Source organism: Rhodoglobus sp. GW821-FHT12B09 (assembly GCF_058809925.1).
Genome location: NZ_JBXATB010000013.1, coordinates 57,305 through 66,265, shown reverse-complemented (window position 1 = coordinate 66,265; position 8,961 = coordinate 57,305). Strand labels below are relative to the sequence as shown.

The 8,961-nt window shown below is 71.0% G+C and carries 10 protein-coding genes; 2 read left to right on the top strand and 8 right to left on the bottom strand.

Annotated features, from left to right (window positions below; translation table 11 throughout):
- Positions 1 to 420: 420 nt before the first annotated feature.
- Genes AC1RTC_RS17065 through AC1RTC_RS17045 form a run of 5 tightly spaced genes read right to left on the bottom strand, consistent with a single transcriptional unit; the run spans position 421 to position 4,253 of the window.
- A complete protein-coding gene (locus tag AC1RTC_RS17065) occupies positions 421 to 1,092 on the bottom strand; it encodes a class I SAM-dependent methyltransferase (protein ID WP_493157788.1) in 672 nt (223 codons plus the stop codon).
- A complete protein-coding gene (locus AC1RTC_RS17060; protein ID WP_493157786.1) occupies positions 1,089 to 1,739 on the bottom strand; it encodes a TIGR04282 family arsenosugar biosynthesis glycosyltransferase in 651 nt (216 codons plus the stop codon). Before AC1RTC_RS17060 ends, AC1RTC_RS17065 begins: the two co-directional genes overlap by 4 nt.
- Complete coding sequence (locus tag AC1RTC_RS17055; protein ID WP_493157784.1) at positions 1,736 to 2,416, bottom strand: glycosyltransferase family 2 protein; 681 nt, start codon at positions 2,414 to 2,416, stop codon at positions 1,736 to 1,738. The genes AC1RTC_RS17060 and AC1RTC_RS17055 overlap by 4 nt, the downstream gene beginning before the upstream one ends.
- A complete protein-coding gene (locus AC1RTC_RS17050; RefSeq protein WP_493157783.1) occupies positions 2,413 to 3,462 on the bottom strand; it encodes an NAD-dependent epimerase/dehydratase family protein in 1,050 nt (349 codons plus the stop codon). Before AC1RTC_RS17050 ends, AC1RTC_RS17055 begins: the two co-directional genes overlap by 4 nt.
- Positions 3,459 to 4,253: an MTAP family purine nucleoside phosphorylase gene (locus AC1RTC_RS17045; protein ID WP_493157782.1), complete on the bottom strand. Its 795-nt coding sequence runs from the start codon at positions 4,251 to 4,253 to the stop codon at positions 3,459 to 3,461. The genes AC1RTC_RS17050 and AC1RTC_RS17045 overlap by 4 nt, the downstream gene beginning before the upstream one ends.
- Before the next feature lie 237 nt (positions 4,254 to 4,490).
- Between AC1RTC_RS17045 and AC1RTC_RS17040 the strand changes: the two genes are divergently transcribed.
- Complete coding sequence (locus tag AC1RTC_RS17040) at positions 4,491 to 5,081, top strand: sigma-70 family RNA polymerase sigma factor (RefSeq protein WP_493157781.1); 591 nt, start codon at positions 4,491 to 4,493, stop codon at positions 5,079 to 5,081.
- A complete protein-coding gene (locus AC1RTC_RS17035; RefSeq protein WP_493157780.1) occupies positions 5,078 to 5,845 on the top strand; it encodes an anti-sigma factor in 768 nt (255 codons plus the stop codon). The genes AC1RTC_RS17040 and AC1RTC_RS17035 overlap by 4 nt, the downstream gene beginning before the upstream one ends.
- 276 nt (positions 5,846 to 6,121) lie before the next feature.
- Here AC1RTC_RS17035 and pstB read toward each other — a convergent pair whose 3' ends face one another.
- Genes pstB through pstC form a run of 3 tightly spaced genes read right to left on the bottom strand, consistent with a single transcriptional unit; the run spans position 6,122 to position 8,953 of the window.
- Positions 6,122 to 6,901, bottom strand: a complete 780-nt coding sequence (gene pstB, locus AC1RTC_RS17030) for a phosphate ABC transporter ATP-binding protein PstB (RefSeq protein ID WP_493157779.1) — start codon at positions 6,899 to 6,901, stop codon at positions 6,122 to 6,124.
- A gap of 28 nt (positions 6,902 to 6,929) precedes the next feature.
- A complete protein-coding gene (pstA, locus tag AC1RTC_RS17025; RefSeq protein ID WP_493157778.1) occupies positions 6,930 to 8,012 on the bottom strand; it encodes a phosphate ABC transporter permease PstA in 1,083 nt (360 codons plus the stop codon).
- A complete protein-coding gene (pstC, locus tag AC1RTC_RS17020) occupies positions 8,012 to 8,953 on the bottom strand; it encodes a phosphate ABC transporter permease subunit PstC (protein WP_493157777.1) in 942 nt (313 codons plus the stop codon). Before pstC ends, pstA begins: the two co-directional genes overlap by 1 nt.
- Positions 8,954 to 8,961 lie beyond the last annotated feature (8 nt).

Here is an 8,961-nt window from a genome sequence, read left to right as displayed (position 1 = left end):
CCTGTACGAAATGCAGGATGAGCGCGCTCCCATGCCGCGAAGATCAGCGCATCCAGCGGATTCCGCCCCGGGATCTCCTGCATTTCGCACCTACGGGCCGCCCGGGGCAGTCCCGGGGCGGGGCGAGCCGCCCGGCCCCTCGCGCCCCCGCGCTCGCCGCCGCCACCCGCCCCGCCCCGCCCCCACCCGCCCCGTCCCTGTACGAAATGCAGGATGAGCGCGCTCCCACGCCGCGAAGATCAGCGCATCCAGCGGATTCCGCCCCGGGATCTCCTGCATTTCGCACCGCCGGGGCCGCCGGGGCCGCCGGGGCAGTCCCGGGGCAGTCCCGGGGCGGGGCAGGCGGAGCGGGGCCGGGCGGGCAGGGTAGGCGGGGCGGGGCGGGGCCGGGCCGGCGGGGCAGGCAGGGCGCGGGATGCCCTACGCGCGCGCCAGGCGGCAGAAGCTGCGCTCGCCGACCTGCCAGTGCTCGACGAGCTCGAGGCCGAGGCCGGGGAGGTGGCGGGCGAGCCGGTCGCGGCCGATCTCGGCCCAGGGGAACGTGTCGCTGCGGCGGCCGCTGCCGTCCACGACCTCCGCGAGGTAGCGGGTCTCGTGGTCGGGGCGCCCGTCGACCTCGACGACGATCTCGCCCGTGGGCCGCAGCAGCTCCGCGCAGCGGGCCAGGAGCTCCGGCACGTCGCCGCCGATGCCGATGTTCCCGTCGACGAGCAGCGCGGTCTGCCACCAGCCGGCGCGCGGAACCGCCTCGAAGACGGAGACCCGGGCGAACGTGCCGCCGAGCTCACGGGCGTGCGCGATCGCCGCGCGGGAGACGTCGATGCCGAGGGCCGCGAGCCCCAGGTCGCGGGCGGCGCGCACCATGCGCCCCGGTCCGCTGCCGATGTCGAGCACGGGGCCGCGCACGCTGGCGAGCAGGCTGAGGTCCGCGGCATCCGCGTCGGCGTTCCAGCGGGAGACGTCCATGGTGACCGGAGCCTCAGTGCGGGAGCGGGAGTCGCGCAGGAAGAGCAGCTGGCCCGCGCCACGGAGGGCGTGCGCGTACGGCTCTGCCCCGCCCGACCCGAAGGTGGCGGTTTCGGCGAGGCTCACGATGCCGCCCCGAGGGCGAGCGCCGGCGAAGCGGAGAGGGCCGAGCGAAGCGTGCGGGCGAACCGGCCGGTGGGCGCGAGCGCGGCGACCTCGAGGGCGTCGTCGATCGTGTCGACGTCGGTCAGCTCGGGCAGCATGCCGACGGTGAGGCCGGCGGCAGCGAGTCGTGCGAGTTGGAGGGCGCCGGTGTCATCGCGCGAGGTCGGCACGCCGCGGAGCAGGGCGCCGTCCGGCCGGCGGAGCCCGAGGGCCCACCACCCGCCGTCGTTCGCGGGGCCGAACCAGGCGTCGACGGAGTCGGGCCAGCCGACGAAGGCGGGGGCGAGGTCGGCGACGGCGACCTGCGGGGTGTCCATGCCGATGAGCACCATCGGCTCCGAGACGAGGTCGAAGACCGCCGCGAGGCGCTCATCGAGACCGCCGCCGGACTGGTGGACGACCTCGTAGCCCTCGGCGCCCACGGGCGTGTGCACGCCCTCGAAGAGCAGGATCCGGCGGGTCGCCGGGAGGTCGCGCACTGCCGCGAGGGTGTCATGGATCGCGGCGGCAGCGAGGTCGGCCGCCTGCTCGAGACTGAGGGGCGGGTGGAGGCGCGTCTTCACGCGGCCCGGGACCGGCTCTTTGGCAATCAGCACGAGGGTCGTCATGCAGAGCTATTCGGAGCCCTCCGCCGTTCCGCAAGGAGTCGGGACATGTCCTTTATCGCCGTCATCGTCCCCCGGATCGTGCCGGTGACCTTGGACCTTCCGATGCGCGGCGAGTACGGGGCGTCGACCTCGAGGATGCGCCATCCCGCAGCATGTCCCTTGAGCACGACCTCGAGCGGGTAGCCGCTGCGACGGTCCTGCAGGTCGAGCGCGAGGAGGGCCTCTCGGCGGGCGGCGCGCATCGGCCCGAGGTCGTGCAGCCGCAGCCCGGTGGCGCGGCGCATGAGCAGCGCGAGGGCCTGGTTGGCGAGGCGCGCGTGCAGCGGCCAGGCGCCCGCGGTGGTGGGTCGGCGACGCCCGAGCACGAGGTCGCGGTCGCCCGCGGCAACCGGGTCGACGACGAGCGGGAGGTCGCGCGGGTCCATCGACGCGTCGGCATCGCAGAACGCGACGATGGGCGCCGTCGCGGCGAGCAGCCCCGCGTGGGCAGCGGAGCCGAAACCCCGGCGCGGCTCGACCACCACGGTCGCGCCGTGTGCGCGCGCGACGTCGGCCGAGCCATCCGTCGACCCGTTGTCCACGACGATCGCGCGATAGCCCTCGGGCAGCCGCGAGAGCACCCACGGCAGCGCGCCCGCCTCGTTGAGGCAGGGGAGCACGACGTCGACCTCGGTCACTGCACGGCCGCGCGCAGCGGCGCAGTCGCGAACTCGCGCATCCCGCTCTCGAAGTCCACGCTCGGCGACCAGCCCAGCTCGGTCATCAGGCGCCCGGATGACGCGGTGATGTGCCGCACGTCGCCCAGCCGGTACTCGCCCGTGACCACCGGCGGCAGCCCGCCCGCGTGCAGGCTCACCTGCTCGGCGAGCTCGCCGATGGTGTGGACCGTGCCGCTGCCGACGTTGAAGGCGCGGAACTCCGAGGCGTGCCCGGCTGTCCACTCCAGAGCAGCCAGGTTGGCGGATGCCACGTCCCGCACGTGCACGAAGTCGCGCCGCTGCGCGCCGTCCTCGAAGACCCGGGGAGCCTCGCTGCGCTCCACAGCCGAGCGGAACAGCGACGCGACCCCGGCGTACGGGGTGTTCTGCGGCATCCCGGGACCGTACACGTTGTGGTACCGCAGCGCCGCGGCGGACCCGCCGGTGGCGCGCGCCCACGAGCTCGCGAGGTACTCCTGCGAGAGCTTGCTCGACGCGTAGACGTTGCGCGGGTCGAGCGGGGCATCCTCGCCGATCAGCTCAGGGACGAGCGGGTTGCCTTCCGCGTCGAGCGGGTCGAACCGGCCGGCCTCGAGGTCGGCGACGGCGCGCGGCGCGGGGCGGGTCAGGCCGCCGGGGCCGGAGTAAGCGCCCTCGCCGTAGACCACCATCGAGCTCGCGAGCACGAGCCTGCGCACCCCCGCCGCGGTCATCGCGGCCAGCAGCACGGCGGTGCCGAGCTCGTTGGAGCCGACGTAGTCGGGGGCGTCCGAGTAGTCCACGCCGAGCCCGACCTTGGCGGCCTGGTGGCACACCACGTCGACGCCGTCGAGCGCCTCGGCCACTGCCGCGGCATCCCGGACGTCTGCGTTTCTGAAGTCCACGCGCGGGTCGAGCTCGACGGGGCCGCCGTGCACGTCGGGCCGCAGCGAGTCGAGCACGCGCACGGGCCAGCCCGCGTCGAGGGCCGCGGTGACGATCGCGCCGCCGATGAAGCCCGCGCCGCCGGTGACGAGGAGCGTCATTCCGCCGGCCTCGCCAGTACTGCTGCCACCTCTGCCGGATCCATGAGCTCGCGTCCTTCGTAGTCGTCGGGGATCGCGGCGACCAGGAGGTGGATCGCCGCGATGATGCGCGGCTGGGCCTCGGCGAAGCGCGCGAAGACGAGTTCGGCGCTGACCGCCTGATCGGCGGGTGCGGCATCCGCGTCGGTCACGAACGAGAGGTTGACGGTGCCGATGTTGAGCTCCGACGCGAGCGGCACCTCGGGGTAGAGCGTCATGTTCACCGTGTGCGCCCCGGCCGCGCGGAACCACTCCGACTCGGCCCTCGTCGAGAAGCGCGGGCCCTGGATGACGACGACCGTGCCACTCGGGGCGGCGCTGTCGCCCAGCGCGCGCACCGCGGCCTCGTGCAGCGCCGGGCAGAACGGATCAGCGGAGGGCAGGTGCTGCACGGAGCCCCGGTCGTAGAACGTGTCGGCGCGCCCGCTGGTGCGGTCGATGTACTGGTCGGTGAGCACGAGCGTGCCCGCGGGGTAGTCCGGGCTCACCCCGCCGACGGCGGCGCTCGACACGATGGCCTTCACCCCGAGGGAGGCGAGCGCCCAGATGTTCGCGCGGTAGTTGATGAGGTGCGGGCTGACACTGTGCCCGGCCCCGTGGCGGGGCAGGAACGCGACATCCGTGCCGCCCACCTGCCCGAGGGACACGGTCGCGGTGCCGTACGGCGTCGCTACCTCGAGGGTCTCCGGGTCGTCGAACAGCGAGTAGAGGCCGGAGCCGCCGATCACGGCGATCTTCGTTCGGGCGGTCATGGGCTGAGCGTATCGCGGCAAGCTCACGGCGGGCACTGCGATAAACTTGCTCAGCCGGGCCGTGGTAACCCCGGGCTCCACTAATAGCCGCTTCGAGCGGCCTTGCGCCGAGAGGCGTTCCGCGGCCCGGCACTCACGCGCCTGGCGCGCCGCATCACGCGCACTGCGCGACCAAACCGGTACCGCCGTCCTTCCGAACCAATGTCAATACCCACGGGGACGAGAGGTTCACCTGTCATGCTTGCAATCGTGTCCCAAGAGAACGACGTAAGTCGTGCCCCAGCTCTCGTCCAGCAGGAGTTGCTGGAGAGGGTCGCCACCGGCGACCAGCGGGCTTTTTCTGAGCTGTACGACCTGCTCGCCCCCCGCGTCTTCGGTCTGATCAAGCGCCTGCTGCGTGATCACGCGCAGTCGGAGGAGGTCACACAGGAGGTCTTCCTGGAGATCTGGCAAACCGCGGCGCGGTTTGATCCGAATAAGGGGGGAGCGACAACGTGGATCCTGACCATGGCCCATCGCCGCGCGGTGGACCGGGTGAGGTCGTCCCAGTCGTCGCGCGACCGCGATACCAAGATCGGCATTCGCGATCACAAGGTCGACTACGACAGTGTTTCCGAGACAATTGAGATCCGCATCGAGCACGAAAGGGTGGAGAAAGCCATGACACGTCTTACTGAACTGCAGCGCCAGGCTGTCTCCCTCGCGTACTACGGCGGCTACAGCCACAGCGAGGTGGCCGAGATGCTCTCCGTGCCGATCGGCACGGTCAAGACCCGACTGCGCGACGGCATGATCCGCCTGCGCGACGAACTGGGGGTGACCTCATGACCCCGCGCAAGCAGGATGACGCGAGCCTCTCCGGTGCCTACGCGCTGCACGCTCTCGACGCCGAGGAGGCCAAGGCCTTCGAGGCGCAGATGGCCGAGTCCGAGGCGACCCGCAACGAGGCCACCGAGCTCGCGGACACCGCGGTGCTCCTCGGCCTCGCCGTCGACCCGGTGACCCCGCCCGCGTCGCTGAAGGCCAGCATCATGGCCCAGCTGGCGACGACGCCCCAGCTCGAGCGCGAGCCCGTGGCATCCCCGGATGCCCGCTTCTCGGGCAGCGCGGAGGCCAAGGCCCAGGCGCGCTGGTTCCAGCGCCCGGTGAACGCCATCATCGGGATCGCGGCCGCTGTCGCCCTCATCATCGGCGGCGGTGTCGCGGTCAACGCGATCAGCACGAACGTCACCCAGTCCGCGGCGGCCAACCAGCTGGCCGCGATCCAGGCGGCCTCCGACTCGCAGAGCCTCAAGGGCTCGGTGGCCGGTGGCGGTAAGGCGACACTCGTCTACGCGTCGAGCCTGAAGTCGGCGGCGCTGATCGTCGAGGGCATGAACACGCTCCCGGCCGACAAGGTCTACGAGCTCTGGTACATCAACGACAAGGGCGCCCGCCCGGCCGGCACCTTCACCGTCGGCCCCGACGGCAAGATGTGGCAGGTGCTCGAGGGCGACATGGACCACGGCGACGCCGTCGGCGTGACCGTCGAGCCCCACGGCGGCTCGGACACCCCCACCACCGACCCCGTGCTGGTCATCGCCAGCGCCTGACGAACCTCCCTGCAAGACCGAGGGCCCCGGGAAGTATCCCGGGGCCCTTGTTGCGCGCCGCCCCGGCGCTGCGGCACCTGTCCGCCCGCCCGCCGCCGGCGAGCCCGCCCGCTAGCCGCCGCCCGCGACCGACGCGCAGGTTGTGACGCCATGCGGAGGTTCCGGCGCCGGCATGGTGTCGAAACCTCCGCATGGAGGGCAGCCGGGCCGCGGCCGCTTAAGAGACGAGTGCCCCCGGATGCGGCATCCGGGGGCACTCGTCTGACTGGGCGCCGATCAACCGAACTTGCCGGAGACGTAGTCCTCGGTGGCCTGGACGGACGGCTTCGAGAACATCGTGACCGTGTCGTCGTACTCGATGAGCTTGCCGGGCTTGCCGGTGCCCGCGATGTTGAAGAAGGCCGTCTTGTCGGAGACGCGCGAGGCCTGCTGCATGTTGTGCGTGACGATGACGATCGTGTACTCCTGCTTGAGCTCCTCGATGAGGTCTTCGATGGCGAGAGTGGAGATCGGGTCGAGGGCGGAGCAGGGCTCGTCCATGAGGATGACCTCGGGGGAGACGGCGATCGCGCGCGCGATGCAGAGGCGCTGCTGCTGGCCGCCCGAGAGGCCGGAGCCGGGGAGCGCGAGGCGGTCCTTGACCTCGTTCCAGAGGTTGGCGCCCTGCAGCGACTTCTCGACGAGGTCGTCGCCCTCGCTCTTCGACATGCGGCGGTTGTTGAGCTTCACGCCGGCGAGCACGTTGTCGCGGATCGACATCGTGGGGAACGGGTTCGGGCGCTGGAACACCATGCCGACCTGGCGGCGGACGAGCACCGGGTCGACGCCCGGGCCGTACAGGTTGTTGCCGTCGATGAGGACCTCGCCCTCGACGTAGGCGCCGGGGATCACCTCGTGCATGCGGTTGAGCGTGCGGAGGAAGGTCGACTTGCCGCAGCCGGACGGGCCGATGAAGGCCGTCACGGTGCGGGGCTCGATGGACAGCGAGACCCCCTCGACGGCCTTGAACTTGCCGTAGTAGACGTTGAGGTCGTTGACTTCGATGCGCTTGGACATGATTCCTGTCTGGTCTGAAGGGGTAGGGTCAGCGGCCGAGTTTGGGCGAGAAGATGCGGGCGACGAGCCGGGCGATGAGGTTGAGGAGCATGACGATCACGATGAGCGTCAGCGCTCCCGCCCAGGCGCGGTCGAGGTAGGGCTGCACGTCGCTGCCCGGGTTGGCGTACTGGGTGTAGACGAACACCGGCAGCGACATCATCCGGTCGCTGAACAGGTCGTAGTTCATGCTCGCGGTGAAGCCGGAGATGATCAGGAGCGGCGCGGTCTCACCGATGACGCGCGCGATGGCGAGCGTCACGCCCGTCGTGATGCCGGCGATCGAGGTCGGGATGACGATGCGCAGGATGGTGAGCCACTTCGGCACACCGAGCGCGTACGCCGCCTCGCGCAGCTCGTTCGGCACCAGCTTGAGCATCTCCTCGCTCGAGCGCACCACGACCGGGATCATGAGCAGCGAGAGCGCGACTGAGCCGCCGAAGCCGAACCGGATGCCCGGGTCCTGCAGGATCAGCGCGAAGAACGCGAAGGCGAAGAGGCCGGCGACGATCGACGGGATGCCCGTCATCACGTCCACGAAGAAGGTGATCGCCCGCGCGAGCGCTCCGCGGCCGTACTCCACGAGGTAGACCGCGGTGAGCAGTCCGACCGGCACGGAGATGAGTGCCGCCATGCCGGTGATGAGGAGCGTGCCCATGATCGCGTGGAGGGCGCCGCCGCCCTCGCCGACGACGTTGCGCATCGAGCTCGAGAAGAAGTTGATGTCGAACCGCGGCAGGCCGTTCGAGATCACGGTGTAGAGCAGCGAGATCAGCGGAATCAGCGCGAGGATGAACGCGGTGGCGACGAGCGACGTCACCAGGCGGTCCTTGGCCTGGCGGATGCCCTCCACGAGGTAGGCGAGCACGAAGATCGCCACGTCGAACAGGACAGTGCCGAGCACGAGTGCCGCCGCGATGTTGAACTCGGTGCCGTTCGCCGCCGCCATGAATGCGAAGACCACGATCATGATGGCCCAGCTGCCGGCGAGGATCGCCCACGGGCTCCACTTGGGCAGACGGCCCGTGGTCAGCGAGTTGACGATGCCGTTGGCCTCGGTGGTCGTGGTCATCAGTTGGCTCCGGAGAATGCCTTGCGGCGGTTGATGACGACGCGCGCGATCGAGTTGATCACGAGCGTGATGGCGAACAGGATGAGGCCGGTCGCGATGAGCGCGTTGACATCGACGCCGTGCGCCTCGGGGAAGTTGAGGGCGATGTTGCCGGCGATCGTGGAGGAGTTCTGCGAGCCGGTGAGGACGAACGTGATGAGGCCGGGCGAGGGGGAGAGCACCATCGCGACGACCATGGTCTCGCCGAGGGCGCGGCCGAGGCCGAGCATCGCCGCCGAGATCATGCCGGGGCGTCCGAAGGGGATGACCGCCATCTGGATCATCTCCCAGCGCGTGGCGCCGAGGGCCAGGGCGGCCTCCTCGTGGAGGCGCGGCGTCTGCAGGAAGACCTCGCGGGAGACGGCGGTGATGATCGGGATGATCATGACCGCGAGCACGATGGCGACGGTGAGGATCGTGCGGCCCGTGCCGGAGACGGGCGGGGCGAACAGCGGGAACCAGCCGGCGTTGTCCACGAGCCATCCGTAGAGCGGCGTGACTGCCGGGGCCAGGACCTTGATGCCCCAGAGGCCGAAGACGACGGAGGGGACAGCGGCCAGCAGGTCGATGATGTAGCCGAGGCCCTGCGCGACGCGGCGCGGGGCGTAGTGCGAGATGAAGAGCGCGATGCCGAAGGAGATCGGCAGGGCCATCAGGAGCGCGAGGAACGCCGCCCAGACGGAGCCGAAGGCCAGCGGGAGCACGTAGGCCCAGAAGCTGGAGGGCGACCCCTTGAGGTCTGCCGGGTCGGCCACGAGGGCGGGCACGCTCTGGGCCACCAGGAAGATGGCGACGGCCGCGAGGGCCAGCAGGATGAGGCTGCCGGCGACGAGGGTGGCAGTGGAGAAGATTCGGTCTGCGGGTCGGAGCTTGGCTCTCGGCGACGCGGTTGCTGTCGTCATTCCTGTCT

Excerpts from the sequence above, each read along its gene's own strand:
- AC1RTC_RS17060 (WP_493157786.1), bottom strand. The coding sequence starts at position 1,739 with ATGACGACCCTCGTGCTGATTGCCAAAGAGCCGGTCCCGGGCCGCGTG.
- AC1RTC_RS17050 (WP_493157783.1), bottom strand. The coding sequence starts at position 3,462 with ATGACGCTCCTCGTCACCGGCGGCGCGGGCTTCATCGGCGGCGCGATC.
- AC1RTC_RS17045 (WP_493157782.1), bottom strand. The coding sequence starts at position 4,253 with ATGACCGCCCGAACGAAGATCGCCGTGATCGGCGGCTCCGGCCTCTAC.
- AC1RTC_RS17040 (WP_493157781.1), top strand. The coding sequence starts at position 4,491 with ATGCTTGCAATCGTGTCCCAAGAGAACGACGTAAGTCGTGCCCCAGCT.
- AC1RTC_RS17035 (WP_493157780.1), top strand. The coding sequence starts at position 5,078 with ATGACCCCGCGCAAGCAGGATGACGCGAGCCTCTCCGGTGCCTACGCG.
- pstB (WP_493157779.1), bottom strand. The coding sequence starts at position 6,901 with ATGTCCAAGCGCATCGAAGTCAACGACCTCAACGTCTACTACGGCAAG.
- pstA (WP_493157778.1), bottom strand. The coding sequence starts at position 8,012 with ATGACCACGACCACCGAGGCCAACGGCATCGTCAACTCGCTGACCACG.
- pstC (WP_493157777.1), bottom strand. The coding sequence starts at position 8,953 with ATGACGACAGCAACCGCGTCGCCGAGAGCCAAGCTCCGACCCGCAGAC.